Source organism: Serratia sp. TSO36 (assembly GCF_057808395.1).
Map to the genome: position 1 here is coordinate 312,229 of NZ_JBJZOU010000009.1, position 26,835 is coordinate 339,063.

General features: G+C 64.3%; 28 protein-coding genes. 16 read left to right on the plus strand and 12 right to left on the minus strand.

What is annotated here, in order from left to right; translation table 11 throughout:
- Positions 1-184: 184 nt before the first annotated feature.
- The 8 genes from ACK3CV_RS06835 to modE form a co-directional block, all read right to left on the minus strand.
- On the minus strand, positions 185-532 hold the full coding sequence (locus ACK3CV_RS06835) for a PsiF family protein (RefSeq protein ID WP_063991122.1): 348 nt from the start codon (positions 530-532) through the stop codon (positions 185-187).
- Positions 533-729: 197 nt separating this feature from the next.
- Positions 730-1,773, minus strand: coding sequence for a galactose-1-epimerase (gene galM, locus ACK3CV_RS06840; protein WP_103773756.1), 1,044 nt, complete (start codon positions 1,771-1,773; stop codon positions 730-732).
- On the minus strand, positions 1,767-2,918 hold the full coding sequence (gene galK / locus ACK3CV_RS06845) for a galactokinase (protein ID WP_033637483.1): 1,152 nt from the start codon (positions 2,916-2,918) through the stop codon (positions 1,767-1,769). Before galK ends, galM begins: the two co-directional genes overlap by 7 nt.
- Positions 2,915-3,967, minus strand: coding sequence for a galactose-1-phosphate uridylyltransferase (galT, locus tag ACK3CV_RS06850; RefSeq protein ID WP_033637484.1), 1,053 nt, complete (start codon positions 3,965-3,967; stop codon positions 2,915-2,917). Before galT ends, galK begins: the two co-directional genes overlap by 4 nt.
- A gap of 285 nt (positions 3,968-4,252) precedes the next feature.
- Complete coding sequence (locus ACK3CV_RS06855) at positions 4,253-5,071, minus strand: CPBP family intramembrane glutamic endopeptidase (protein ID WP_164142057.1); 819 nt, start codon at positions 5,069-5,071, stop codon at positions 4,253-4,255.
- Positions 5,072-5,237: 166 nt separating this feature from the next.
- A complete protein-coding gene (locus ACK3CV_RS06860) occupies positions 5,238-5,810 on the minus strand; it encodes a cysteine hydrolase family protein (RefSeq protein WP_164142056.1) in 573 nt (190 codons plus the stop codon).
- 95 nt (positions 5,811-5,905) lie between these two features.
- On the minus strand, positions 5,906-7,393 hold the full coding sequence (gene modF / locus ACK3CV_RS06865) for a molybdate ABC transporter ATP-binding protein ModF (protein ID WP_164142054.1): 1,488 nt from the start codon (positions 7,391-7,393) through the stop codon (positions 5,906-5,908).
- A 90-nt stretch (positions 7,394-7,483) separates the two neighbouring features.
- Positions 7,484-8,275, minus strand: coding sequence for a molybdenum-dependent transcriptional regulator (gene modE, locus ACK3CV_RS06870; protein ID WP_164142052.1), 792 nt, complete (start codon positions 8,273-8,275; stop codon positions 7,484-7,486).
- Positions 8,276-8,463: 188 nt separating this feature from the next.
- On the opposite strand from modE, the gene ACK3CV_RS06875 reads away from it, so the two are divergent.
- From ACK3CV_RS06875 to modC, 9 genes are all read left to right on the plus strand, one after another.
- Positions 8,464-10,626: a TonB-dependent siderophore receptor gene (locus tag ACK3CV_RS06875; RefSeq protein WP_164142049.1), complete on the plus strand. Its 2,163-nt coding sequence runs from the start codon at positions 8,464-8,466 to the stop codon at positions 10,624-10,626.
- A 4-nt stretch (positions 10,627-10,630) separates the two neighbouring features.
- Complete coding sequence (locus tag ACK3CV_RS06880) at positions 10,631-11,626, plus strand: ABC transporter substrate-binding protein (RefSeq protein ID WP_239504677.1); 996 nt, start codon at positions 10,631-10,633, stop codon at positions 11,624-11,626.
- 1 nt (position 11,627) lies between these two features.
- Complete coding sequence (locus ACK3CV_RS06885) at positions 11,628-12,383, plus strand: class I SAM-dependent methyltransferase (protein ID WP_086579463.1); 756 nt, start codon at positions 11,628-11,630, stop codon at positions 12,381-12,383.
- A gap of 1 nt (position 12,384) precedes the next feature.
- Complete coding sequence (locus ACK3CV_RS06890) at positions 12,385-13,410, plus strand: FecCD family ABC transporter permease (RefSeq protein WP_164142045.1); 1,026 nt, start codon at positions 12,385-12,387, stop codon at positions 13,408-13,410.
- Positions 13,407-14,195, plus strand: a complete 789-nt coding sequence (locus ACK3CV_RS06895) for an ABC transporter ATP-binding protein (protein WP_164142043.1) — start codon at positions 13,407-13,409, stop codon at positions 14,193-14,195. Before ACK3CV_RS06890 ends, ACK3CV_RS06895 begins: the two co-directional genes overlap by 4 nt.
- Before the next feature lie 145 nt (positions 14,196-14,340).
- Positions 14,341-14,490, plus strand: coding sequence for an AcrZ family multidrug efflux pump-associated protein (locus ACK3CV_RS06900; RefSeq protein ID WP_004939813.1), 150 nt, complete (start codon positions 14,341-14,343; stop codon positions 14,488-14,490).
- Positions 14,491-14,648: 158 nt separating this feature from the next.
- Positions 14,649-15,422, plus strand: coding sequence for a molybdate ABC transporter substrate-binding protein (gene modA / locus ACK3CV_RS06905; RefSeq protein ID WP_164142041.1), 774 nt, complete (start codon positions 14,649-14,651; stop codon positions 15,420-15,422).
- Positions 15,419-16,108 (plus strand): molybdate ABC transporter permease subunit, encoded by a 690-nt coding sequence (gene modB, locus ACK3CV_RS06910; RefSeq protein WP_164142039.1) that lies wholly within the window; start codon positions 15,419-15,421, stop codon positions 16,106-16,108. Before modA ends, modB begins: the two co-directional genes overlap by 4 nt.
- Positions 16,109-17,176 (plus strand): molybdenum ABC transporter ATP-binding protein ModC, encoded by a 1,068-nt coding sequence (gene modC / locus ACK3CV_RS06915; RefSeq protein ID WP_164037470.1) that lies wholly within the window; start codon positions 16,109-16,111, stop codon positions 17,174-17,176.
- Positions 17,177-17,207: 31 nt separating this feature from the next.
- On the opposite strand, the gene ACK3CV_RS06920 is transcribed toward modC, so the two are convergent.
- Entirely contained in the window at positions 17,208-18,026 is an 819-nt protein-coding gene (locus ACK3CV_RS06920) for a pyridoxal phosphatase (RefSeq protein ID WP_164142037.1), read from the minus strand.
- Positions 18,027-18,204: 178 nt separating this feature from the next.
- Here ACK3CV_RS06920 and pgl point away from each other — a divergent pair, with 178 nt between their 5' ends.
- Complete coding sequence (pgl, locus tag ACK3CV_RS06925; protein WP_164142035.1) at positions 18,205-19,200, plus strand: 6-phosphogluconolactonase; 996 nt, start codon at positions 18,205-18,207, stop codon at positions 19,198-19,200.
- A gap of 67 nt (positions 19,201-19,267) precedes the next feature.
- Here the strand turns inward: pgl and ACK3CV_RS06930 are convergent, their stop codons facing one another.
- The gene (locus ACK3CV_RS06930; protein WP_033637497.1) at positions 19,268-19,750 is read right to left on the minus strand and encodes a kinase inhibitor; all 483 of its coding nucleotides are present in this window, start codon (positions 19,748-19,750) and stop codon (positions 19,268-19,270) included.
- A gap of 156 nt (positions 19,751-19,906) precedes the next feature.
- On the opposite strand from ACK3CV_RS06930, the gene ACK3CV_RS06935 reads away from it, so the two are divergent.
- Positions 19,907-20,308: a YkvA family protein gene (locus ACK3CV_RS06935; protein ID WP_016928691.1), complete on the plus strand. Its 402-nt coding sequence runs from the start codon at positions 19,907-19,909 to the stop codon at positions 20,306-20,308.
- Between the two features lie 4 nt (positions 20,309-20,312).
- Here ACK3CV_RS06935 and bioA read toward each other — a convergent pair whose 3' ends face one another.
- Positions 20,313-21,587: an adenosylmethionine--8-amino-7-oxononanoate transaminase gene (gene bioA / locus ACK3CV_RS06940; protein WP_164142033.1), complete on the minus strand. Its 1,275-nt coding sequence runs from the start codon at positions 21,585-21,587 to the stop codon at positions 20,313-20,315.
- 88 nt (positions 21,588-21,675) lie between these two features.
- Here bioA and bioB point away from each other — a divergent pair, with 88 nt between their 5' ends.
- From bioB to bioD, 4 genes are read left to right on the plus strand one after another with little or no spacing between them, the layout of a single operon-like run.
- Positions 21,676-22,713, plus strand: a complete 1,038-nt coding sequence (gene bioB, locus ACK3CV_RS06945) for a biotin synthase BioB (protein ID WP_033638697.1) — start codon at positions 21,676-21,678, stop codon at positions 22,711-22,713.
- Complete coding sequence (gene bioF, locus ACK3CV_RS06950) at positions 22,713-23,864, plus strand: 8-amino-7-oxononanoate synthase (protein WP_489009816.1); 1,152 nt, start codon at positions 22,713-22,715, stop codon at positions 23,862-23,864. Before bioB ends, bioF begins: the two co-directional genes overlap by 1 nt.
- The gene (gene bioC / locus ACK3CV_RS06955) at positions 23,848-24,615 is read left to right on the plus strand and encodes a malonyl-ACP O-methyltransferase BioC (protein WP_033647122.1); all 768 of its coding nucleotides are present in this window, start codon (positions 23,848-23,850) and stop codon (positions 24,613-24,615) included. Before bioF ends, bioC begins: the two co-directional genes overlap by 17 nt.
- Positions 24,608-25,282, plus strand: coding sequence for a dethiobiotin synthase (gene bioD, locus ACK3CV_RS06960; RefSeq protein WP_164142030.1), 675 nt, complete (start codon positions 24,608-24,610; stop codon positions 25,280-25,282). The genes bioC and bioD overlap by 8 nt, the downstream gene beginning before the upstream one ends.
- Before the next feature lie 27 nt (positions 25,283-25,309).
- Here the strand turns inward: bioD and ACK3CV_RS06965 are convergent, their stop codons facing one another.
- Positions 25,310-26,032 (minus strand): ATP-binding cassette domain-containing protein, encoded by a 723-nt coding sequence (locus tag ACK3CV_RS06965; RefSeq protein ID WP_033637502.1) that lies wholly within the window; start codon positions 26,030-26,032, stop codon positions 25,310-25,312.
- A 144-nt stretch (positions 26,033-26,176) separates the two neighbouring features.
- Between ACK3CV_RS06965 and ACK3CV_RS06970 the strand changes: the two genes are divergently transcribed.
- Positions 26,177-26,356, plus strand: a complete 180-nt coding sequence (locus ACK3CV_RS06970; protein ID WP_130042688.1) for a hypothetical protein — start codon at positions 26,177-26,179, stop codon at positions 26,354-26,356.
- The last annotated feature ends 479 nt before the right edge of the window (positions 26,357-26,835 follow it).

The following is a 26,835-nucleotide window of genomic DNA, read 5'->3' on the forward strand; positions in this document are numbered from 1 at the left end:
TGATAACGAAAATCATTATATTGCCGCGGGCCGGGGCTCGGCAATCGATAGTGTCTAACCATAGCCAATTTCTTGCCGCAAAGTAAGGGCTGGCGAAAGGAAAAAGCTGAATCGTTCAGGCTGGCGCTGCGAAGGGGAAATGGCGCGCCGAAATTGCTCCGGGCGCGCCGTGGCGCGGGGAAAATCAGGCCGATTTTTTCAGGCAGTTGCTCATGAAGGTTTTACGCGCGTCGCCCTTCAGATCCTTGGTCTTGGCGTCGGCGTTGCAGCTTTTCATTTTCTGCTGCTGCGGCGTCAGGGTTTTGCCCGTCGCGGCGGAGCCTTCGGATTTCAGACAGGTGCTCATGAAGGTGGAGCGATCGGCGCCTTTCAGCGATTTGGTAGATGCCTGCTGGTTGCAATCGGTCATGCGTTTCTGTTGAGCCGCCTGCGCCGGCGAAGGCGTTTTCGTCGCCGTCGTCGCGTCGGCCGCCATCAGATTGGTGCTCAGCATTAAGCCCGCCAGCAATGGAAGTGCAGTAATCAGACGCATAGGTGTTCCTTCAGCTATTGATTGGCCGCCATTGGCCGAAAAAGGTGACGTTGCACAAGGCGTTGTGCTTATCACGGTAGCCTGAGTGTAGTGCGCGCCTTGGAATAAGGGAAGGCGGGCGCCGGTGGGGGGATAGCGTTAAAAGGTAAGCATTTATAACAAATTGCCCCCGGCCGCACGGCGAGGGGCGTGGCGGGTCAGATAGGATAAAACTGATAATGCGTGGCGCTGCGATAGCGGCTCCCCGGCTGCAGCCAGCAGTCCGGCTGCGGCCACTCGGGATGGTGCGGGCTGTCCGGCAAGAACTCGCTCTCCAGCGCCACGCCGGCATGGTCGGCGTAGCTGCCGCCATCGCGCGCCGGCGTGCCGGCCAGGTAATTGCCGCTGTAGAGTTGCAGCGCCGGCGCGTCGGTGAACACGCTCATTTGCACTTGCCCGTCGGCGGACCACAAATGGGCCGCCGGGCTCTCCAGCGCCCCGCAGGTACGATGCAGCAGGAATGCGTGATCGTAGCCTTTTACCCGCTGCTGGTCGCTGTCGCGCAGGAAATCCTGCAGCAGCGTTTTCGGCTGGCGAAAATCCATGCCACTGCCGTCCACCGGCGTCAGATCGGCGCAGGGAATGCCCTCGGCGTCGACGGGCAGATAGCGATCGGCGAACAGCTGCAGCCGCTGGGCGCGGGCGTCGGTGCCGGCGCCGTCCAGATTGAAATAGGCGTGGTTGGTCAGGTTGACCGGGCAGGGGCGATCCACCTGCGCCAGATAGCTGATTTCCAGGCGATTGTCATGAGTCAGGCGGTAACAAACCTGCACGTCGAGATTGCCGGGAAAGCCCTGATCGCCCTCCGCCGAGTGCAGCACATAGCAGACCTGCTGCGCATCATGCTGTACCCGGCGCCAGCGGCGGGCATGAAAACCATCGGGGCCGCCGTGCAGCTGGTGGGCGCCCTGATTGGCGGCCAGCGCATGGGGTTTCCCGTCGATGGGCAGACTGGCGTTGGCGATACGGTTGGCGTAGCGGCCGACGGTGGCGCCCAGATAGGCGCCCTGACGCGGGTAGTCCGCTGGGCTGCGGCAGCCGAGCAGCAACTCGCGTCTTTCACCGGATTTGAGCGGCAAGACGGCGGACAGCCAGGTGGCGCCCCAGTCCATCAGCGTCACCGTCATGCCGCCGGCGTTTTGCAGCTGCGTCAGCTGATAAGGTTGCCCATCGGGGGCAACTGCCGTGGTTGCGGTCAGCATAGGCCGGCGCCTTGCGAAGCCTGGCAGACATAGAAGGTTTCCTGTAATCCGCCGGTTTGCCGCGGATACTCGTGCGCCACGGCGGCACGCACCGTCTCCACGAGATCCTGCGGCATCAGCGCGACGACACAGCCGCCAAAGCCGCCGCCGGTCATGCGCACGCCGCCGCGCGGGCCGATCGCCGCTTTGACGATCTCGACCAGCTTATCGATCGGCGGCACGGTGATTTCAAAGTCGTCGCGCATCGAGGCGTGCGACTCCGCCATCAGCCGGCCCATGCGTTGCAGCTCGCCGGCCGCCAGCGCGTCGGCCGCCGCCAGCGTGCGGGCGTTCTCGCTGATGACATGGCGCGCGCGTTTGGCCACCAGCGGATCCAACTGATGTTGACGCGCTTCGAACTGTTCCGGGCTGACGTCGCGCAGCGCCTTGACGCCGAAGAACCGCGCCGCTTCCTCGCACTGTTTGCGGCGGGTGTTGTATTCGCTGTCCACCAGCCCGCGTTGCACATTGGAGTTGACGATCACCACCGCGACGTTGTCCGGCATCGGTACCGCACGGGTTTCCAGCGAACGGCAGTCGATCAGCAGCGCGCTGTCGCGCCGGCCGAGCGCGGAGATCAGCTGGTCCATGATGCCGCAGTTGCAGCCGACGAACTGGTTCTCCGCTTCCTGGCCGTTCAGCGCCAGCGCTACGCCGTCCAGCGGCAGCTGATAGAGCGCCTGCAGCGCCTGGCCCACCGCCACTTCCAGCGCGGCGGAGGAGCTGAGCCCCGCGCCCTGCGGCACATTGCCGGCGATCACCAGATCCGCGCCGCCGAAGTCGGCGTTGCGGCGCTGAAGGTGCTTCACCACGCCGCGCACATAGTCGGACCAGCGCTGATCGGGGTGGCTGACGATCGGATCGTCGAGCGAGAATTGATCCTGCTGATTCTGATAATCGGCGGCGAGCACGCGGATCTGGCGGTCGTTGCGCTTGGCGCAGGCGATGACGGTTTGATAATCGATGGCGCAGGGCAGCACGAAGCCGTCGTTGTAATCGGTATGCTCGCCGATCAGGTTCACCCGCCCCGGCGCCTGGATGGTCAACGCCGGCGCGTAGCCGAAGTGTTCGGTAAACAGCGAATGGGTAAGCGGTTTCAGGCTCATGCTTGGGCTCCGGCTTCACGGTAATGAATATCGCTGACGGCGCGCAGACGCTCTGCGGCCTGTTCGGCGGTCAGGTCGCGCTGGGTTTCCGCCAGCATCTCGTAACCGACCATAAATTTGCGCACGCTGGCTGAACGCAGCAGCGGCGGGTAGAAATGGGCGTGCAGCTGCCAGTGTCGGTTGTCGGCACCGTTGAACGGCGCACCGTGCCATCCCATCGAATAGGGGAAGGAGCACTGGAAAAGGTTGTCGTAGCGGCTGGTCAGCTTCTTCAGCGCCAGCGCCAGATCTTGGCTTTGCGCCGCGCTGAGATCGGTAATGCGCTGCACCGCCGCTTTCGGCAGCAGCAGCGTTTCAAACGGCCAGGCGGCCCAGTAAGGCACCACCGCCAGCCAGTGTTCGGTGTTTACCACGATGCGTTCGCCGGCGGCCAGCTCGCGCTGCGCATAGTCCAGCAGCAGCGGGGAGGCGTGTTCCCGAAAATACGCGTGCTGCAGGCGATCTTCGCGCTCGGCCTCGTTCGGCAGAAAACTGTTGGCCCAGACCTGCCCGTGCGGGTGCGGGTTGGAGCAGCCCATCGCCGCGCCTTTGTTTTCGAACAGCTGTACCCAGGGGTAGTGCTTGCCTAGCTCATCGGTTTGCGCCTGCCAGGCGGCGATCACCTGCTCCAGCGCCGGCAGCGTCAGTTCGGGCAGGGTCTTGCTGTGATCGGGAGAGAAGCAGATCACCCGGCTGACGCCGCGCGCGCTCTGGCTGCGCATCAAAGGATCCTGGCTGTCGGGCGCCGGCGGCGTATCGCTCAGCAGCGCGGCGAAATCGTTGGTGAAGACGTAGGTGCCGCGATAATCCGGATTGCGATCGCCGGTGATGCGCGCGTTGCCCGGGCACAGGAAACAGTCGGGATCGTGCGCCGGCAGCGTTTCCGTCGGGACGGCCTCCTGCTGGCCCTGCCAGGGGCGCTTGGCGCGGTGCGGTGAAACCAGCACCCACTGGCCGCTCAGCGGGTTGTAGCGGCGGTGCGGATGATCGATAGGGTTAAATTCCGTCATACGGTTCCTTTCTTGGCGTCGACGAGAGTGTAATCGCTTCCAATTACCGTCTTAATACGCCCGTTGCTGAACAGGGAGAGGTCATTGCGCAAAAAGATAGCACGCCCGCGGCGCTAAAAAGGTGATCTAACGCGAAAAATGGAATCGTTTACACTTCATTGAAATGCGCCGGATGGGCGGAGAAAAGCCGGTGGCAACGTGATAGAGGGCAGTGCGGTGAGATAGCGGTGATAGCGTTTTCACCCGACCTGCCGGCAGAGGAAGGCTCTCTGCCGGCGTCAGCCGTTAAGGATGCTGATACAGCGGGTAGGTAAAGAACAGCAGATGGGTCAGATTAAGCCCGAAATGGAACAGAATCGGCACCCACAGGCGGCCGCTCCACATCCACGCCAGGCCGTAGATCACCCCGGCCAGCGTCGCGAAGATCACCATCAGCATGCCGCCGGCCAAATGTGCGGCGCCGAACACCAGAGAAGCGACGATCAGCGCCGGCCAGGCGCCCAGCCACTGGCTGAGGCGCTGCTGCAGGTAGCCGCGAAACAGCGCTTCTTCGGCCATACAGACGAAGAACAGGTTCGCCATCACGAAAGGCAGGATCCAGGCGGGCGCATGCAGCTCGATTTTTAAGCCGCCCAGCGCCACGGCCAGCAGCAACAGCGCCGGCACGGCCAGCAGCAGCGCAATCCAGCCCGCTTTGCCGACGTTGCCGCCGCGTTCAGCGGAAAACAGCGTGGGCAAGCAGGCGAACAGCAGGAAGGGCACCATCGCCTTGTCGAAGTTGTAATACATGGTGAACGGCGCGCTGAGCGGGCCGGCTTTTTCGCCGTCGATCATCAGCTGGTTGTGGATGCCCGGTACCAGATGCAAGAATAGCGCGACGCAGCCGGCGACCACCAACCCTTCGAACGCGATCGCCAGACTACGCCGCTCGCGAAAATGGTGACGCAGCCCCGACAACGCTACGATCGCCAGCAGATAACTCAGGCTGAGCGGCGTCAGCACCCCATGATAAAGCCCCATGCCCGCCGAGGCGGCCAGGATCACCCAGGCTATCAGCCGGTTAAACGGCAAGAAAAATAACGAAGCAGCCAATACGCCCCACATAAGATGTCCCTTTAAATATGTACACGGCGCTCAGCGCCTTTGCGGCGTGCGATAATGGCGAGATTGAGCGCTAAAGCGGATAGTAGCACATCAAGATGACGCTAAAGGTCGGGGCAGTGACGTATTCGTGCATGATGCCGGCCCACACGACCGGCGGCGATGAGAGTTAGCCTTTCATCCAGGCCTGCGAACGGGTGATTTCGGCCAGATTTTGCAGGATGTCCAGACTCTGCTGGTGGATCTCCTGCGTGGGGGCTGCGCACAGGTCGTGCAGCACAGTCACCTGGAAGCCGGCGTCGTGCGCCTGGCGCGCGGTGCTCTCGATGGCGAGCGGTGTGCTGATGCCCGCCAGCAGCAAATGGTGGCACCGATGTTGCCGCAGCCAGGCTAACAAATTGTTACCGGAGAAGGCGCTCACCGCCGTTTTATCAAACTGCAGATCGGTCTCCTCCTGATGCAGATCGGGTGCCCAGCGGCAGCCCGGGCCGTTTAGCCGCAGCGCGCCTATCTGTTTCAAATGGTTGAAAAGCGGCGAGTGGAGCGGGATGTCATGATAATCGTCGGCAAATCCCGTCCGCACCCAAATCACCGGGATTTTTCGCACCCGGGCGTAGGCCGCGGCGGCATTGACGTTGGCGAGCAGGTGGCTTGCCGTCACCTGTTCGCGGCAGTGGTTGGCGCGCCCTTTGGGCCCGAGCAGATCCTCGATCAGGTCGATGATAATCAACGCAGCGGACATGGCGTCTCCAGAAAATGGCCTTCTTTCTTTCTATGATAAAAGGCCAAATGTGATGTGCTGCGGTGAAGTGTTGCCGGATATGTTCACGCCGCGCTTCAGGCGGAGGTCGGCTCCAGCCGTTCCTGTTGGTAGCCGTAGCCGCCCTCGCCGTCGGGCACGAAGCTGAGGCGGTGTGTGATGCACTGCGGCGCATCTTCGGCATGGTGCGAGACGAACAGCAGCTGGGTGGCGCCCTGGCCGATCAGCACGTCGATGAAGCGGCGCACCAGCTGGCGATTGAGCGGATCCAACCCTTGCAGCGGCTCGTCGAGGATCAGCAGCGCCGGGTGTTTCACCAGCGCGCGGGCGATCAGCGCCAGCCGCTGTTGGCCCCAGGAAAGGCTGTGGAACGGGGCGTCGCCGCGCGCGCCGTCGAGCCCGAGCAGCGCCAGCCATTGCTCGGTCAGCTGCCGCTGACGATCCGAAACCGCCTGATAAATGCCGATCGAATCGAAGAACCCCGACAGCACCACGTTGCGCACGCTGGTGTTGACGCGATAATCCAGATGCAGGCTGCTGCTGACGTAGCCGATATGGCGCTTGATCTCCCAAATGGTTTCCCCGCTGCCGCGGCGGCGGCCGAACAGCGTCAGATGGTTGCTGTAGCCCTGCGGGTGATCGCCGGTGATCAAGCTGAGCAGCGTGGATTTGCCGGCGCCGTTCGGGCCGACGATCTGCCAATGTTCACCGGGGTTAACCTGCCAGTCGAGATGATTGAGGATCGGCCGGTCGTTATAGCTGACCACGCCGTCGCGCAGGACGATCAGCGGCCGATCCGCCGGCAGCGCCACCTTTTGCGTTGGATCCTCCTCCTCCGGCAGCGCCAGCCCGCTGAGGTTTTCGCTGTGCGCCAGCTGCGCCACCAGCGCGTCCGCCATCACCTGGCGGCGCGGCCCGCGGTTGGTCAGGGTACAGTCCGCCAGTACGCCCACCTGCCGGACAAAATCCGGGATATCGTCGAACCGGTTGAGCACCAGCACCACGGTCTGGCCCTGGGCGGAAAGCTCGCTCAGCAGCGTGGCGAGCTGCGTGCGCGAGTGCACGTCCAGCCCGTCGAAGGGTTCGTCGAGGATCAGCAGGTCAGGCTCGGGCATCAGCGCCCGGCACAGCAGGGTTTTGCGCGTTTCGCCGGTGGATAGGTATTTGAAGCGGCGCGTCAGCAGGGCGGTGATGCCGAACTGCGCGGCCAGCCGCTCACAGCGCGCGGCGTCTTGCACCTCTTCCTGAATGATTTCCGCCGCGGTGCGGCCGGTGTCGTCCTCGTCCGCGCTGAGCAGATCGGTGTTGTTGCGTTGCCACTCGTCGCTGACCATTTTTTGCAGCTGTTCGAAGGAGATGCGCACCGCGTGCTGAAAGTCGCTGCGGCGCTCACCGCTCAGCAGAACCAGTTCGTCGGCCAGCGCGCGCGCCAGGGCGGATTTGCCGCTGCCGTTGGCGCCGACAAAGGCCCAGCTGTCGCCGGCCTGGATTTCCAGCGCGTCCAGCGTCAGGGTGCGGGTATCGCTTAAGCGGAATGAACCTTGCGAAATGTGCAACGACGACATCACCTGTTCCTTTTTTTGCAATTATTTGCCTTAGGAATAGGCGCATTGCAGGGTGATGTCAATCAACAAAAACGCAACGTCATGTTGCGCTTAACACAACGTGGCGACAATCACGCGATCGGCGTTGAACAGGGCGTGTACGGCGGTGCCGACGCTCAGCTGCAGGCGCTGCAGCTCCGCCGTCGTCAGGGTGGCGCACAGGGTTTCGCCACCCGCCAGCGTCACCAGCACCTCGCTGTGTTCGGCGCCCGACTGAATGCCGGCCACCACGCCCGCCAGCGCGTTATCCGCGCCGGCATGCTCCGCGGTATCGACGCTTAACCGCACCCAGGGCGCCTTGATCAGCGCCAGCACCTCTTTGCCCGGCGTGAGCTGCAGCCGGTCGGCGCTTTGCTGGGTGACGGCCGCCATCAGGCGAGTGGTGCCGTCATTCAACAAAATCGCCAGGTGCTGCTGCACTTGCTGATGATCGCGTTCGATGACGGTACCGAAGAACTGATTGCGCGCGCTGGTTTGCAGCGAGAAGCGCGAGATGGCCGCCAGCAGGCTGTCGAGCGGCAGATCGTCCTGCTGCAACACGTCGAAAGCTTTTTGCTGCACCTGGCCCAGCAGGTCATACAGCTGGATCAACCGCTGGCCATAGTGCGTCAGCTGTGCGCCGCCGCCGCCTTTACCGCCGGTGGCGCGTTCCACCACCGTTTGTTCCGCCAGCTGGTTCATCTCATTGATGGCGTCCCAGGCGCTTTTGTAGCTGATGCCCGCCAGTTTGGCGCCCTGGCTGATGGAGCCGGTGTGCTGCACCTGTTTCAGCAGCGCGATGCGGCGCGGATCGGCGAACAGCTTTTGCTGGAGTTTGAGAGTCAGAAGAATTTCGGCCTGCATAGCGCATCCTGTCGGCGGCAAAAATCTTATTGTCGCCGATTTGGCGGCAAAGCGCCAAGCGCAGTGCGCTGGAGGGCGGGGCAATAAAGACTGGTATTGCTTTGTTGTTATAATATAACATAACAGAAAAACGATAAGGCTTTACGCCGGCTGCGGCCGGTTTTTATTTCACCACAGGGATGCTTCACATGAGTACGACACGCTGGCGTCTTGTCACGCCCAGAAAATCGTTATGCCTTGCCGTCGCCTGGGTCGGCGGCGCACTGACGGCGCCGTTGGCTTTCGCCGCCGACTGCGATAAAGCCCGCAATGCCACAGGATGCGAAGAACTGCTCACGGTGGAGGCGGCGACCCCCGCCGGGCGCTACGATGCGTTGAACGCCGTGAGCCGCAGCGCTTCGCAGCTTGGGCTGACCGCTCGGGAGACGCCGCGCAGCGTCGATATCATCAGCGCGCAGGCGATCCAACAGCGGGGCGATCGCTCGCTGGCCGCCGCCGTCGAGCACGCCACTGGCCTGTCCGGCGTCGCTTCGCCGACGCTGTCCAACAACTTTTCCGCGCGCGGTTTCCGGCCGATCTCTTGGCTGTATAACGGCGTGGAGATGCCCGGCAGCACGCTGCAACTGGGCGATCCGGCGCATTACGACAGCATCGAGATACTGCGCGGGCCGGGCTCGGCCTTGAACGGCCTGAGCGCCGCGGGCGGCAGCGTCAACCTGATCTCGCGGCGGCCGACCTTCAGCCGCCAGCCGCTTGAGCTCGATTATGGCTTCGGCAGCTACCGCAGCCAGCGTCTGCATCTGGGGGCCGGCGGCGCGCTGGTGGACGATGCGGTGGCGTACCGGTTGGACGTCAGCGGCAACGACAGCGGCAGCAACGTGCAGTACGAACGCGATCGGCAGAAGCGGGTTTCCGGCTCGCTGCTGTTTAAACTGACGGACGATGCGCTGTTGACGCTGAGCCTGGACCGCATGCTCAACCGCACCAACAACCCTTACTACGGCACGCCGCTGCTGGACGGGCGCATTGCCGGCGAGCTGCGCGACATCAATTACAACAACCTGACCGACAGCCGCATCCAGAGCAACGCCACCGCATTTCAGGCCAGTCTGGACTGGTTTATGACGCCCGAAGTGGAGTGGCATAACCAATTCTATTACTACAGCGGCTTTCGCGAGTGGCACAACGTCGAACGCTTTCGCGTCGCGGCGGCGGCCCGACCCGGTGACGTCAACCGCGACTCCTTCGGCGCCCTGGCGCACGACGACGATCTGATCGGCAACCGCAGTTCGCTGGTGTTCGATCGCGCCATCGCCGGTTTCGATAACCGGTTGCTGGTCGGCCTCGATCTGAGCAAGCGGCATTTTCAGTACTACTCCAACGGCTTCCCCGGATCCGAAGACGTGCCGCTTGGCGCGCCGCCCCGAGAGCCGTTCGCCCAGGGAACCGACCGCCAACGCGCGCCGGTGCGCCACGTTACCCAGAACCAGTACGCCGCCTTTCTTGAAGATCGCTTCAGCCTGACCGAGCGTTTAGCGCTGCTGGGCCAGCTGCGCTACAACCATATGAACATGGACTGGCGCTTCCAGGGGCCGCAGGAAGAGAGCCGCGCGCACACCTACGTTTTCAGCACCTGGAGCCTGGGCCCCAGCTATGCATTGACCGATAACCTCACGCTCTACGCCAACTACACCACCGGCCAGGAGCCGGGCAACGATCTGTTCTTCCTCAGCCCAACGCAGACCGATCTGCCGCTTACGCGAGCGCGCCAGTGGGAGGCCGGCGCCAAAGGGCAGTTTTGGGGTAACAAGGGCGAGGCGACACTGGCGCTGTACGAACTGCGCAAGGACAACCTGTTTGTGCCTGACGCGCAGCGGCCGGATGCGTTGAACGCGGTAGGCAGGCAGACGTCGCGCGGCATCGAGCTTGGCGTGGTGCTGCGTCCCGACGAGCGCTGGGAGCTGGCCGGCAACGCCGCCTACACGCATGCCCGCTACGACGACTATCGCGGCGGCAGCCCGCTGCGCAGCTACAACGGCAATCGCCCGGCCTATATTCCGGACTGGACTGCCAACCTCAGCGTGCATTATCAGGCGACGGAGCGTCTGGGACTGGCTTCTTCACTGCGCTACGTCGGCAGCAGTTACAACGACGACGCCAACCGGCGCAAGATGCGCGCGTACACCACGCTCGATCTGGCGGCGGACTATCAGCTGACGCCGATCGTTGATGTCGGTTTTCGCATTCGCAACGCCACCAACCAGCTGTACGCCTATCAGCGTACCTACCCGGACCAGGCGCTGATCGCGCCGCCGCGCAGCTATGAAACCTTCGTGTCGGTCAGGTTCTGACGGCGTGAAACGCCGGCTTGCCCTGCTGTTGTGCGCCCTGGGATTGGGCGGGGGCGCGCCGCTGCGTGCCGATGCCGTCAGCCTGCAAAATTGCGGGGTAATGCGCGATTACCCGCAGCCGCCGCAGCGGGTGCTGGTTTACGCCAACCCGGCGCTGGAAAACCTGCTGGCGCTGGGGCTGGCTGGCCGCGCGATCGGCGTGGTCGGGTATGACCGCACGCGCGATCCCGTGCCAACGGCGTCGGTAGAGACATTGCAGGCGCCCACCAGCCCGGCGCCGCCCACGGCGGAAGCGTTGCTGCTGATGCGGCCGGATTTTGTCTATTCGGCCAGCTATTACTGGCTGCACAGCCCGGAAACGCCCGATCGGGCGCGGCTGGCAGAATGGGGCATCGGCACTTATCTCTCTCCCGGCGCCTGCAGCGGCCAGCAAAGCGCGATCGCCGCCGCGCTGACGTTCGAAGACATTTTCACCGAGCTGCGGGAGCTGGCGCGCATTTTCAACGTCAGCCGCGCCGGTGAAGCGCTGGTCGAACGGCTGCGCGGGCAGCTGCAGGCGTTTGAGGCGCAGCGCGCGCCGCTGCCGCATTTACGTCTGCTGTGGTGGTATGCCGGCGCGCAAACGCCCTACGTGGCGGGCTGCTGCGGCGCGCCAGGCCTACTGAGCCGCAGCGTCGGCAGCGAGAACCTGTTCGGCGATCGGCCTGAGCTGTGGCCGACGGTGTCCTGGGAGGTTATCGCCGCCCGCGATCCGGATGCGATCGTGCTTGGCGATCTGCCGCGCGGCGGCCTCGGCGACAGCGCGGCCGACAAGATCGCCTTTCTGGAACATCACCCGCTGACCGCGACGCTGCGCGCCGTGCGTCAGCGGCGCTACGTGATCCTCCCCGGTTACGACATGGACCCTTCCGCCCGCACCGTGGCGGCGCTGGGCCGTTTGATTCGGGGCCTGGCGGCCTTGCCACCGCAGGCCCCGACTTTTTCCAACAAGGAACCTTGATATGACTGCCGTTTCATTCTCTTCGCTGCTGGACTCCTGGGATCGCCAGCAGGCGGCCTACATCGCCGAACGGGAAGCGCGTTTTAACGCCCAGCTGGACGTGCTGGCGCTGGCCGCCGGCCAGGATTTTCACGTGGTGGATCTGGCTTGCGGCCCGGGCTCGCTGAGCCTGCGCATTTTGCAGCGCTTTCCACAGGCCAGGGTGACCGCCATCGATCTCGATCCGCTGCTGCTGGCGGTGGCGCGCGGCGCGCTGGCGGCGTACGGCGATCGGATCCGCATTCTGCAGGCCGATCTGGCGGATCCGGCCTGTTTTTCCGCGCTGTCCGGCCCCGCGCCGCAGGCGGCGGTGTCCAGCACGGCGCTGCACTGGCTGATGCCCGAGCAGCAGCTGGCGCTGTACCGCAACGTTGCCGGGCTGCTGGCCGACGGCGGCGTGTTCCTGAACGCCGATCATCAGCGCTATGACCCGCGCCAGCCGCGGCTGAAAGCGCTGGCGGAGCGGCACGACGAGCAGACCCAACAGCGCGCCTGGGACAGCGGCGTTGAGGATTGGGATCGCTGGTTCGCCGGCGCGCTGCAATCGCCGGCGCTGGCCGCTTATCAAGCCGAGCGTGAAGCGCTGTTCGCCGGCCGCCCGGTGCCGCCGCCGACGCCGGTGGATTTCCAGCTCGCGGCGCTTAGACAAGCCGGTTTCAGCGAGGCGGGGACGGTGTGGCAGCTGTTGGACGACTATGTGATCGCAGGCTGGAAATAGCATGATCCGGCGGTTACTGCCCGGCCGTGAGGCCGGCTGGCTGCTGTTGCTGGCGGCGGCGCTGCCGCTGGCCCTGCTGGGCGCCACCCTGTCGGGGCCCGCGCCGATCGCGTGGCACGACGCCTGGCGCATCGTGCTTGGCGTCAGCGGCAGCGCGGCGACCGATGCCGATGTGTATCAGCGCATCATCTGGTCGCTGCGGATGCCGCGCGCGCTGTTGGCGGCGCTGGCCGGCGCCGGATTGGCGCTGGCGGGCACCGTGCTGCAGTCGCTGACCCGCAACCCGCTGGCCGATCCCTGGGTGCTGGGCATCTCCTCCGGCGCCGGCGTGGGAGCGGTAACGGTGCTGGTATTGGGACTGGGGGGCGGCCTGTTGTCGGTGTCCGGCGGTGCGTTTATCGGCGCGTTGGGAGCGTTTGCGTTGGTGATGCTGCTGGCCGGGCGTTCGCTGCAGGGGGAGTCCACGCTGTTTATCCTGGCCGGGGTGGCGGTGACGCAGCTGCTCTCCGCGCTGACTTCGCTGATCACGCTCTGGCAGGCGGACGCCAACGCCACGCGCGGCGTGATGTTCTGGCTGCTGGGATCGTTCAGCGACGCGCGCTGGCCGCAGGTCGGGCTGTGCGGGTTGGCGCTGGCGGCGGCGCTGCTGCTGTGTTGGCAGCGGGCGGGTGAGCTGGACGCGCTGGCGTTCGGCGGCGTGACCGCCGCTTCGCTGGGGGTGGCGGTGGCTCCGCTGAAGCTGCTGCTGTATGTGGTGACCACCGCGCTGACGGCGGCGATCGTCGCGTTCAGCGGTGCGGTGGGATTTATCGGGCTGACGGTGCCGCACGTCGCCCGGCGGCTGGTCGGCTCGCGGCATCGGCTGCTGTTGCCGGCCAGCGCGCTGTGCGGCGCGCTGTTCGCCGTGGCGGCGGACACGCTGGCCAGAACGCTGTTTGCTCCGCGCGAGCTGCCGGTCGGCGTGCTGACGGCGCTGCTGGGGGTGCCGGTATTCCTGCTGTTGCTGTATCGGAAGGTCAATGCATGACGATTGAAAAAGCGCGATCCGGCCTGTGCGCCGAGGCGGTGAGCTGGCGAGCGGGCGAACGCACGGTGCTGGAAAATCTGGATTTCTGCGCCTTGCCCGGTGAGGTCACCGGCGTGCTCGGCGTCAACGGCAGCGGTAAATCCACGTTGCTCAAGCTGCTGGCCGGGTTGCAGCCCGCCGCCGGGGGCCGCGTTTGGCTGGCAGGGCGCCAAATTACCGCGTTTTCCGGGCGGGAGCGCGCCAGGCGCATCGCCTTTCTTGAGCAATCCGCCCCCGGCGCCTTCGCGCTGCCGGTGAAGGAGGCGGTGCTGCTGGGGCGCCTGGCCCATGTCGGCCGCTGGCGCGGTTTCGGCCCCGAAGATCGCCGCCTCGCCGGGCAGGCGATGGAGCAAGTGGGCATCAGCCACCTGGCCGATCGCGATTGGCAGCGGCTGTCCGGCGGTGAACAACAGCGGGTGCATCTGGCGCGCGCGCTGGCGCAGCAGACGCCGTGGCTGCTGCTGGATGAGCCCGCCAACCATCTGGATATCGCCCATCAGCAGCAGTTTATGGCCTTGCTGCGGCGGCTGAAACTCAGCGTGGTGGTGACGCTGCACGATCTGAATCTGGCGGCCTGTTATTGCGATCGGGTGGCGCTGCTGCAGCGGGGCAGGATCTGTGCGGCGGGCACGCCGCGGCAGGCACTGACGCCGGAGCACATTCGCGCGGTATACGGGGTGGAGGCCCGGCTGGCGGCGCCCGCCGGCTATGCGCCGCCGCTGATCTACTATCCTGCGGCGGGATGAGCCGGTGGAAAGGGCACGTTTGGCCGATCACAATTTCGCCCCGCTGGCTAAAATAACTCCGGTTTTAGCGATTTTTTTGGGTTAGAATAACCCGGTATGCGGTGAAAGGCATTTGCCGCTCAATGGGCAGTTAAGCGAGGCTATCATGTTGGAATTATTGAAAAGTCTGTTATTTGCCGTGGTCATGGTGCCGGTGGTCATGGCGCTGATCCTTGGCCTGATCTACGGTTTTGGCGAAGTGTTCAACGTCTTCTCCAAAGTGGGCCGTTCGAAAGAAAACCGCACCCAACACTGACCGTTCCCCATCCCGATACCCGCCGGCATCGCCCGGCGGGCATTCCTCAAGTTATCTCACGCTTTGCCGATAAACCGCATGACAAGCTTTCGCGCAACGTTATATTATTTTTTATATAACGAAGAGTGATAATGCACGTTAACTTGCGGAGAAAAACAATGAAACAGCAATGGACCAAATGGGTTGGCGGGATCGTGTTGGCATCGGGCCTGGTGGCACAGGCTTTGGCGGCGGAAAAGATCACCGTGTTCGCCGCCGCGTCGCTGACCAACGCGCTGCAGGACATCGCCACCCAGTATCAAAAAGGCAAGGACGTGCAGGTGGTTTCCTCCTTCGCATCGTCCTCGACGCTGGCGCGCCAAATTGAGCAGGGCGCCCCGGCCGATCTGTTCATCTCCGCCGATCAACAGTGGATGGATTACGCCATCGACAAGCAGCAGATGGTGAAAGACACCCGCTACACGCTGCTGGGCAACGAACTGGTGCTGATCGCCGCCAAGAGCGATAAGCAAGACAAGATCGCCATCGACAAGCAGACCGACTGGGCCAAGCTGCTCAACGGCGGCCGCCTGGCGGTGGGCGATCCGGATCACGTGCCGGCCGGCATCTACGCCAAAGAGGCGCTGGAACACCTGGGCGCCTGGAGCGCGCTGGAGCCGAAACTGGCGCGCGCCAACAACGTGCGCAGCGCGATGGCGCTGGTGGAGCGCGGTGAAGCGCCGCTCGGCATCGTCTACGACTCCGACGCGGTCGCCAGCGACAAGGTGAAAGTGGTGGGCGTGTTCCCGGAAGACAGCCACAAACCGGTTGAATATCCGATGGCGATGGTGAAAGATCGTCAAAATCCGACGGTCAGCGCTTTCTATACCTATCTGAAGGGTCCGGAAGCAGCCGCTATTTTCGAACATTATGGATTCACCCCGCGTAAATGATTCTGAGTGAGTACGAGTGGCAGGCGGTTGAGCTGAGCCTGAAAGTCTCCGGTTTGGCGGTGGTCTGCAGCCTGCCGTTCGGCATTCTGATGGCCTGGGTGCTGGTGCGTTGCCGCTTTCCCGGCAAGGCGCTGCTGGACGGCGTCATTCACCTGCCGCTGGTGCTGCCGCCGGTGGTGGTCGGCTATTTGCTGCTGATCGCCATGGGGCGGCGCGGCGTCATCGGCGAGTGGCTGTACGACTGGTTCGGCTTCAGCTTCAGCTTTAGCTGGCGCGGCGCCGCGCTGGCATCGGCGGTGGTGGCGTTTCCGCTGATGGTGCGCGCCATCCGGCTGGCGCTGGAGGCGGTGGATACCCGGCTGGAGCAGGCGGCGCGCACGCTGGGTGCCAACCCGTGGCGGGTGTTTTTCACCGTCACGCTGCCGCTGTCGCTGCCCGGTGTCATTGTCGGCCTGGTGCTGGCCTTCGCCCGCTCGCTGGGGGAGTTCGGCGCCACCATCACCTTCGTCTCCAACATTCCCGGTGAAACCCGCACCATTCCGCTGGCGATGTATACGCTGATCGAAACGCCGGGGGCGGAAGCCGCCGCCGCGCGGCTATGCGTGATCGCCATCGTGCTGTCGCTGGCTTCCCTGATGGTGTCCGAATGGCTGGCCCGCTGGGGCCGCAAACGGATGGGGGTGTAAATGCTGGAGCTGGATTTCTCGCAGCAGCTGGGCGACCTTAATCTCAACGTCCGTGCCGATTTGCCGGCGCAGGGCATCACCGCGATTTTCGGCCTGTCCGGCGCGGGCAAAACTTCCCTGATCAACGCCATCGGCGGCCTTACCCGTTTGCAGCAGGGGCGCATCGCGCTCAATGGCCGTACGCTGGTGGATACCGCCGCGGGCCTTTGCCTGCCGCCGGAAAAGCGCCGTATCGGCTACGTGTTTCAGGATGCACGGCTGTTCCCGCACTATCGGGTGCGCGGCAACCTGCAGTACGGCATGGCGGCCGGCATGCGCGCACAGTTCAACACCATCGTCGAGCTGTTGGGCATCGGGCCGCTGCTCAATCGGCTGCCGCTGACGCTCTCCGGCGGTGAAAAACAGCGGGTGGCGATTGGCCGCGCGCTGCTGACCGCGCCGGAACTGCTGCTGATGGACGAGCCGCTGGCCTCGCTCGATCTGCCACGCAAACGCGAGCTGCTGCCGTATCTGGAGCGGTTGGCGCAGGACGTCAACATCCCCATCCTCTACGTCAGCCACAGCCTGGACGAGATCCTGCGCCTGGCCGAGCAGGTGATGGTGCTGGATCGCGGCGAGGTGCTTGCGTTCGGCGGGCTGGAAGCCGTCTGGGCCAGCAGCGCGCTGCGGCCGTGGCTGCAGCGTGAAGATCAGAGCAGCGTGCTGCGCGTCAGCGTGATTGAGCATCATCAGCGCTATGCCATGACCGCGCTGGCGCTCGGCGATCAAAGGCTGTGGGTCAGCGGCATCGACGCCGAACTGGGCACCCAGCTGCGCATTCGCATCAACGCCGCCGACGTTTCGCTGGTGCTGCAGCCACCGATCAACAGCAGCATTCGCAACGTGTTGCCGGCCAAGGTGAGCGAGTGTCTGGACGTGGACGGGCAGGTGGAAGTGAAGCTGGCGGTCGGGGAGCACGTGCTGTGGGCGCGGATCACGCCGTGGGCGCGAGACGAACTGGCGATCCGCCCCGGGCAGTGGCTGTACGCGCAGGTGAAGAGCGTGTCGATCAGCCGCGAGAGCCGCTAAGGCAGGCCCTCCCGGCGGGAGGGCGAAAAGATTACAGCACGCGGGTGCGGATCACCTCGGCGATGCCCGGCTGCAGGTTATCGGCGATCACCAGATCGGCGCGTTCCTTGATCGCGTCATCGGCGTTGCCCATCGCCACGCCCAACCCGGCCGCTTCCAGCATGCTGATGTCGTTGTAGTTGTCGCCGAACGCCACCACCTGATCCATGCTCAGCCCCTGCGACTCCACCCATTGGCGCAGGCGCTTGCCTTTGCTGTTGCCGCCTTTGGCGATATCCACCTGATCGTGCCAGGACCATTCGCACGCCAACCCCAGCTCTTTCTCCACCGTGTCGGCAAACTCGCGCAGCGCCAGGGTATCGGCGTGCGAGGTGGCGAATTTCCAGATCGCCTGCGCGTCGTCGGCCGCCTGCGCCAGGCTGCCGACCTGCAGCAGCGTCGGGCGCTGCGCCGCCGGCAGGGTTTCGGCCCAGGCCAGCGAGCGGGTCACGTGGCCGCTCGGCTCCTGATACAGCATGGCGTCGTCAACGTACATCAGCCCGTGAATGTCGGTCTGTTTGAGCATCTGCAGCACCTGCCTGGCCTGATCTTTTGCCAGCGGATCGGCCGCCAACACCTTATTCTGCTGAAAATCATACAGATAGGTGCCGTTGCAGCAGATGGCTGGGGTGTCTATCTGCAGCGCCTGGTAGAACGGATGGATGGCGACGTGGTGGCGGCCGGTGACCACCACCACCTGGATGCCGGCGGCGCGCGCCTGCGCCAGCGCTTCCAGCGACTGCGGTAAGATGCGTTTTTGGTTGTCCAGCAGGGTGCCGTCAAGATCGAGGGCGATGACGCGGTAGCTCATAGGGTTCTCGTTATCGTTAGCCATAAAATTAATCCGATGGTACACCGGATAGCCAACGGAGAAAACCGCGTGAGCTTCCGGTGCTAAGCGGGGTTGCCATGCGACGGATGTGCGGTAAGCTAGGGGCAATCGAACGGCCTGAAACCGGTTCCTCTTTTACCCTTTGCAAGGAGAACACATGAAGCAAATCGTTTATGTCGCCAGCCCGGAGAGCCAGCAGATCCACGTTTGGCAGTTGGACGACGCCGGCGCGCTGGCGCTGCTGCAAACCGTTGACGTGCCGGGCCAGGTGCAGCCGATGACCCTTCATCCGGACAAGACCCACCTGTACGTCGGCGTGCGTCCGGCGTTCGGCATCGTCAGCTACCGCATCGAGGCGGACGGCACGCTGCAGCAGGCCGGCATGGCGCCGCTGCCGGGCAGCCCGACCCATATCTCCACCGATTTGCAGGGGCGTTACCTGTTCTCCGCCTCCTACAGCGGCAACTGCGCCAGCATCAGCCCGATCGGCCACGACGGCGTGGTGACGGCGCCTATTCAGCAGATCGACGGCCTGACCGCGCCGCACTCGGCGAACATCGATCCGACCAACCAGCTGGTGCTGGTGCCTTGCCTGAAAGAAGACCGCATCCGTCTGTTCAACCTGAGCCTGGCGGGCCAGCTGACGCCGCACGCGCAGGAAGCGGTGGCGACCGCCGCCGGCGCCGGCCCGCGTCATATGGCGTTCCACCATAACGACAAGTTCGCCTACTGCGTCAATGAGCTGGACGGCACGGTGGACGTGCTGGCCATCTCGGAAAACGGCGGCAAATACACCGTCACGCAGACGCTGGACATCATGCCGGCTGACTTCGACGGCACCCGCTGGGCGGCGGACATCCACATCACGCCGAACGGCCGCTTCCTGTACACCAGCGATCGCACCGCCAGCATTCTGACCATCCTCAGCGTTTCCGCAGACGGCGGCACGCTGAGCGTGGTCGGCTATCACCCGACCGAAGCGCAGCCGCGCGGTTTCAACATCGATCACAGCGGCCGTTTCGTGATTTCGTCCGGCCAGAAATCCGATCACATCGCGGTGCATGAAATTGACCAGGCCAGCGGTAAGCTGACCACGCTGGCGCGTTATCCGGTGGGCAAAGGCCCGATGTGGGTGAGCGTGCTGGCGAAGTAATTCGGCGGTCAGACGAGTATGGAAAAAGCGCGATTCGGTGGGATCGCGCTTTTTTATTGGCGGGGGATCAGTTGAACGTCACCGTCAGCGTGGCGCTGCCGAGGCTGTGGAAATGGACGTTAAAGCCCACCAGCGCGCCGCTGGAACCCTCATCCACCTCGATGCGCTCCACGTCCAGCGCATGCACGGTGAACTGGTAGCGGTGGCTTTCGCCACTCGGCGGCGCTGCGCCGCCGTAGCCGGCTGAGCCGAAGTCGGTGCGGGTCTGCAGCGCGCCGGCGGGCAGCGGAGCTTTGCCGGAGCCCGCGCCCTGCGGCAGCTCGCGCACGTCGGCGGGAATGTTGGCCACGATCCAGTGCCACCAGCCGGAGCCGGTCGGGGCATCGGGATCGTATACGGCGATCACGAAGCTTTTGGTGCCGGCCGGCACGCCGTCCCAGGCCAGGTGGGGCGACAGGTTATCGCCGTGATAGCCCATGCCGTTGAAAACCTGCTGCTGCGGCAGTTTGCCGCCGTCCTGCAGATCGTTGCTGTACAAACGAAAAGCCATAGTGACTCCCAGTTGTCGGTAAACGCGAACCCTTAAGCTAGATCGTTTCGTCGTGACAATACAAGCGGGATTGCCATTCGCCAACGGCGGCGCGGATCGGTTACCATGGCCGCATCTTCCTTCCTACAGACCGCCGGATAGCCAAACAACGCCACCATGATCTCACTGAAAAAACGCACGCCGTGGTTCGGCTGGCTGCGCCGTTGGGCCAAAGGCATCAAGCGCGATATTTACGCGCTGTGGCTGGCCGCCCGTGATAAGCGCACCCCGTGGTACGCCAAACTGATCGCGCTGTTGGTGGCCGGCTATGCGATCTCGCCGATCGATCTGATCCCGGACTTCATTCCGGTGCTGGGCTATCTGGACGACGTGATTATCGTACCGTTGGGCATCATGCTGGCGGTGCGCCTGATCCCCAAGCCGCTGATGGCCGAGCTGCGCGAGAAGGCGCAAAAGCGCGTCGATAACCCCACCGGCCGCATGGCGGCGGTGATGATCATTTTACTCTGGCTGCTGTGTCTGGGATTGCTGGCCCGCTATCTGGACCAGCATTGGTAAGCCATTAACGCGCGGCGGCGGCCACGGCGGCGGTCAGGCGGCTGAGCTGTTCCGCTTCGATGATGTAAGGCGGCATCAGGTAAATCAGCTTGCCGAACGGCCGGATCCACACCCCACGTTCGACGAACCCGCGCTGCAGCTCGGCGACGTCCACCGGTTCGCGCATCTCCACCACCCCAATCGCGCCCAGCACCCGCACGTCCGCCACCTTCGGCAGCGCCGCGAGCGGCAGCAGTTCCTGTTTCAGCTGGGCTTCGATGGCGCTCACCTGCGCCTGCCAGCGATTTTCCGCCAGCAGCGCCAGGCTGGCGTCCGCCACCGCGCAGGCCAGCGGGTTGCCCATAAAGGTAGGGCCGTGCATAAAGCAGCCGGCCGCGCCGTTGCTGATGGTCTCCGCCACGTGGCGGGTGGTCAGGGTGGCGGACAGCGTCATGTAGCCGCCGGTCAGCGCCTTGCCCAGGCAGAGAATGTCCGGCACCACCTGTGCGTGCTCGCAGGCGAACAGCTTGCCGGTGCGGCCGAAGCCGGTGGCGATCTCGTCGGCGATCAGCAGCACCTGATGGCGATCGCACAGCTCGCGCACCCGCTTGAGGTAGCTTGGGTGGTAGATGCGCATGCCGCCGGCGCCTTGCACCACCGGTTCCAGGATCACCGCCGCCACTTCACCGGCGTGCTGCTTCAGCAGCGCGGCGAACGGCGCGATGTCCTCTTCGCGCCATTCCTCGTCGAAGCGGCACTGCGGCGCGGTGGCGAACAGGTGCGGCGCCAGATAGCCCTGATAGAGGCTGTGCATCGAGTTGTCCGGATCGCAGACCGACATCGCGCCGAAGGTATCGCCGTGATAGCCGTGGCGCAGCGTCAGGATGCGCTGCCGCCGCTCGCCACGCGCCTGCCAATACTGCAGCGCCATCTTCAGCGACACTTCCACCGCCACCGAACCGGAATCCGCCAGGAACACGCACTGCAGCGCTTCCGGCGTCATCTCCACCAGCCGACGGCACAGCGAGATGGCGGACGGATGGGTAATACCGCCGAACATCACGTGCGACATCTTCTCCAGCTGCTGGCTGGCGGCCTGATTCAGGCGAGGATGGTTGTAACCGTGGATCGCCGCCCACCAGGAGGACATGCCGTCCACCAGACGCCGGCCGTCGGCCAGCTGCAGCTCGACGCCGCTGGCCGACTCGATCGGGTAACAGGGTAACGGGCGGCTCATGGAGGTGTAGGGGTGCCAGATATGACGTTGGTCAAACGCCAGGTCGGAAGCGGTGACAGACATACTTGTAAACCAAATTGAATTAAGATTGGTTGACAGTATATCCACAATATTTAAACTGGCGACACTTTTTCGTTTTGGAGACGCCATGATGGCCGACCGCATTCACTGGACAGTAGGGCAAGCCCAGGCCCTGTTTGATAAACCGCTGCTTGAACTGCTGTTCGAAGCGCAAACCGTACACCGCCAACACTTCGATCCGCGTCAGGTGCAGGTCAGCACGCTGCTGTCGATCAAAACCGGCGCTTGCCCGGAAGACTGCAAATACTGCCCGCAGAGTTCGCGCTACAAGACCGGCCTGGAGTCGGAGCGGTTGATGCAGGTCGAGCAGGTGCTGGAATCGGCGCGCAAGGCCAAGGCGAACGGCTCGACCCGTTTTTGCATGGGCGCGGCGTGGAAGAACCCGCACGAGCGCGATATGCCTTATCTGCAGCAGATGGTGCAGGGCGTGAAAGCGATGGGCATGGAAACCTGCATGACGCTGGGCACGCTGGACGGCACTCAGGCCGAGCGGCTGGCGGAGGCCGGGCTGGATTACTACAACCATAACCTCGATACCTCGCCGGAGTTCTACGGCAGCATCATCACCACCCGCAGCTACCAGGAACGCCTGGATACGCTCGACAAAGTGCGCGACGCCGGCATCAAAGTGTGCTCCGGCGGCATCGTCGGGCTGGGAGAAACGGTGCGTGACCGCGCCGGGCTGCTGGTGCAGCTGGCCAATCTGCCGAAGCCGCCGGAGAGCGTGCCGATCAACATGTTGGTGAAGGTGAAAGGCACGCCGCTGGCGGATAATGACGACGTCGATCCGTTCGATTTCATCCGCACCATCGCGGTGGCGCGCATCATGATGCCGTCTTCTTATGTCCGCCTTTCCGCCGGCCGTGAACAGATGAACGAACAGACGCAGGCGATGTGCTTTATGGCCGGCGCCAACTCGATCTTCTACGGCTGCAAGCTGCTGACCACGCCGAACCCGGAAGAAGACAAAGACCTGCAGCTGTTCCGCAAGCTGGGGCTGAACCCGCAGCAGACCGCCACCGAACACGGCGACAACCAGCAACAGCAGGCGCTGGCTAAGCAACTGCTGACCGCCGATACCGCCGAGTTTTACAACGCGGCGCTGTGATGAGCTGGCAACAACGCATTGAGCAGGCGCTGGCAGAGCGGCGCCTCAACGCCGCCTACCGTCGGCGACAGACCACCGAGGGCGGCAATGGCCGCCAGATTCGGCTCGGCGATCGTCTCTACCTGAACTTCTCCGGCAACGACTATCTGGGGCTGAGCCAGGATGCGCGGGTGATCGCCGCCTGGCAGCAGGGCGCGCAGCGCTACGGCGTCGGCAGCGGCGGTTCCGGCCACGTCACCGGCTTTAGCGCGGCGCATCAGGCGCTGGAGGAGCAACTGGCGGCGTGGCTCGGCTATCCGCGCGCGCTGCTGTTCATCTCCGGTTACGCCGCCAACCAGGCGGTGCTGGCGGCGTTGATGCAAAAGGGCGATCGCATTTTGGCCGATCGCCTCAGCCACGCCTCGCTGCTGGAGGCGGCGGCGCAATCGCCGGCCGAGCTGCGCCGCTTCCAGCACAATCAGCCGCAGGCGCTGGCGGATCTGTTGGCCAAACCCTGCGACGGGCAGCGGCTGGCGGTGACCGAAGGGGTGTTCAGCATGGACGGCGACGGTGCGCCGTTGGCGGAACTGCATCGCCTAACCCGCGCGGCGGGCGCCTGGCTGATGGTGGACGATGCCCACGGCGTCGGCGTGCGCGGCGAGCAAGGCCGCGGCAGCTGCTGGCAGCAGGGCGTGCGCCCTGAACTGCTGGTGGCGACCTTCGGCAAGGCGTTCGGCCTCAGCGGCGCGGCGGTGCTGTGCGATGAGGCGACCGCCGAGTATCTGCTGCAGTTCGCCCGCCATCTGATTTACAGCACCGCGATGCCGCCGGCGCAGGCCTGCGCACTGCAGGCGGCGCTGGCCTGCATTCGAGAGGGCGATGAACTACGCGCCCGGCTGCGGGACAACATCCGCCGTTTCCGCCAGGGCGCCGCGCCGCTGGCGCTGACCCTGACGGACTCCGACACCGCCATCCAGCCGCTGCTGGTGGGGGACAATCAACGCGCGCTCGATCTGGCGGCCCGCCTGCGCGAGCGCGGGCTGTGGGTGAGCGCCATCCGCCCGCCGACGGTACCGCCGGGCGGCGCGCGGCTGCGCATCACCCTGACGGCGGCGCATCAGCCGCAGGACATCGATCGCCTGCTGGAGGTATTGCATGACGTCAGCCAATGACTGGGTGAACAAACAGGCGGTCGCTTCGGCCTTCAGCCGCGCTGCTGGCAGCTATGATGCCGCCGCCGCGCTGCAGCGTGACGTTGGCGAGCGCTTACTGGGGATGGGGAGTGCCCATCCGGGCGAACGGCTGCTGGACGCCGGCTGCGGCACCGGCTATTTCAGCCGCCTGTGGCGCGAGCGCGGCAAGCAGGTGACCGCGCTCGATCTGGCGCCGGGCATGCTGGACGTCGCCCGCCAACGGCAGGCGGCGCACCATTATCTGTTGGGCGATATCGAACAGGTGCCTTTGCCCGATGCGGCGATGGACATCTGTTTCAGCAGCCTGGTGGTGCAGTGGTGTAGCGATCTGCCCGCCGCGCTGGCGGAGCTGTATCGCGTGACCCGCCCCGGCGGCGCGATCCTGTTTTCCACGCTGGCGGCGGGATCGCTGCAGGAGCTGGGGGATGCCTGGCAACAGGTCGATGGCGAGCGCCACGTGAACGCCTTTCTGCCGCTGGCGCAGATCCGCGCCGCCTGTGCTGGCTATCGACACGAGCTGGTCACGGAGTTGCGCACCCTGAACTACCCGGACGTGATGACGCTGATGCGTTCGCTCAAGGGCATCGGGGCCACGCACCTGCATCAGGGGCGCGAGGGCGGCCTGATGTCGCGCGGCCGTCTCGCCGCGCTGCAGGCGGCTTACCCGTGCCGGCGGGGGCAGTTTCCGCTCAGCTATCATCTGGCTTATGGAGTGATTTATCGTGATTAAACGTTGGTTCGTAACCGGCACCGACACCGAAGTGGGGAAAACCGTCGCCAGCAGCGCCTTGCTGCAGGCCGCCAACCGAGCGGGCTACCGCAGCGCCGGGTATAAGCCGGTGGCTTCCGGCAGCGAGATGACCGCCGAGGGACTGCGCAACGGCGACGCGCTGGCGCTGCAGGCCAACAGCGGCGTAGCGCTCAGCTACGATGAAGTGAACCCTTACGTTTTTGCCGAACCCACCTCGCCGCATATCGTCAGCGCCGATGAAGGCCGGCCGATCGACGCGGCGCGGCTGTCCGACGGCCTGAGCCGGCTGGAGCAGCGCGCCGACTGGGTGCTGGTCGAGGGCGCGGGCGGGTGGTTTACCCCGCTGTCGGCGGAGTACACCTTCGCCGACTGGGTGCAGCAGGAGCAATTGCCGGTGATCCTGGTGGTGGGCATCAAACTGGGTTGCATCAACCACGCGGTGCTGACGGCGCAGGCGGTGCAGCAGGCCGGGCTGACGCTGGCCGGTTGGATCGCCAACGACGTGGCGCCGCCGGGGCGGCGGCATCAGGAATACCTGGCCACGCTGCGCCGCATGCTGCCGGCGCCGCTGCTGGGCGAAATCCCGCACCTGCCGCAGGCCGAACGGGCGCCGCTGGGGCAGTATCTGGATATCAGCCTGCTATAAACTCTCCATGAGGGGGGCTTATCTCCCTCATCCTTCTTCTTGCCCTGTCAGCCCGGCGCCGATCAGCGCCTGATCCAGCTGCGCCAGCGCGCCGTGCGCCACCGTGCGCCCGCTGTCCAACAGGCAGAAACGATCCGCCACCCGGCGCACGAACGGCAGCTGATGCTCCACCAGTAAAATGGTCATGCCCAGTTCGCGGTTGAGCCGGCGGATTACGTTGCCGATGTCGGCGGCGATCGAGGGCGGTACGCCCGCCGTCGGTTCGTCGAGGATCAGCAGCGCCGGCTCCTGGGCCAGCGCCCGACCGATCGCCAGCTGGCGCTGAGCGCCCACGCACAGATCGCCGGCGCGGCGCGCGCGCATTTGGCGCAAATGGGGAAACAGGCTGTAGATCAGCGGCGGAATGCGGCGAGGGGCGCCGCGCCCGGCCATTTGCGCCACCTGCAGATTCTCCTCCACGCTCAACTGCGAGAAGAGCTGCCGCCCTTGGGGCACGTGGCTGATGCCCAGCGCGGCGCGGCGCTCCATCGGCTGCAGCAGCAGATTTTGCGGCGGCTGATCCGCCGGCTGCCAGGTCATGCTGCCGCTCACCACCGGCACATGCCCCATGATGCAGTTAACCAGCGTGGTCTTGCCCACGCCGTTGCGGCCGAGCAGGACGGTGCACTGGCCGCGTGGTAGCTCCAGGTTGATGTCCCACAGGGTGTGGTTCTGCCCGTAAAATTGATTGACCGATCTCAGGCTCAGCATTTGGCATTCTCCTCATAGACGCTCGTTTCACTCGTTGGCGGGGGCTGCAAAGGCCGCATGAGCGGCGAATTTCCCGAGTGTGGCAATGTCTGGAACAAAATGCCGTCCGTCCGAGGAGCCAGAGCCAGGTCTGCGGTGGACGGAATGACAGTCAATATGTCGTTAAAAACGACGCTTGTGACGACTTGGTGTCGTTCTTGCGTTTTTACGGGCGATAACGCCGCGGCGGTGAAACTCCGCGGCCGGCAGCGCATCATGCTGCCGCACCGCATTTATACGCAGGAAGATAAAGCAACTCCCAGGCCAATTTTTGCCGCCGGGTGAAAACGGGGGATTGTTATCGCCTTGTTAACCGCACGTCAGGCCTGACGCGCGCTGCCGTGACGGCCTGAAAATACGCGGGCAAGTTAACCCGGACGTTTTTTGCACTCTTGTGGTGCTGTTCGGTGTGGGCATGGTGCAAGGCATTGCGCCGCCGTCAAGAGCGATCCACGTGAAAGGAGCCAATGCGATTTTGGCAATGGGGATTTTTAGTATTAATCGGCATAAACAAAGCGATATTTTTATGAAAAAATAACTAAAAAAGGCATTTTGGCCAGTGTAAAGGGCGAAAAGCTTTCTTTCTGTAACTCCCGCCCCGGGCGGGGCGGTGAGAGTTATCCACTATTCCTGTGGATAACCTTGTGTATTAGATTTAGAAAAACGCTGTAAAGCGAGAGCGGACGCGGGTTCTGTTCGCTTTGCCCGCATTCTCGTCTTTTTATTAAAGTAATTAATTATCAATAATTTAATTAAAATCAAGA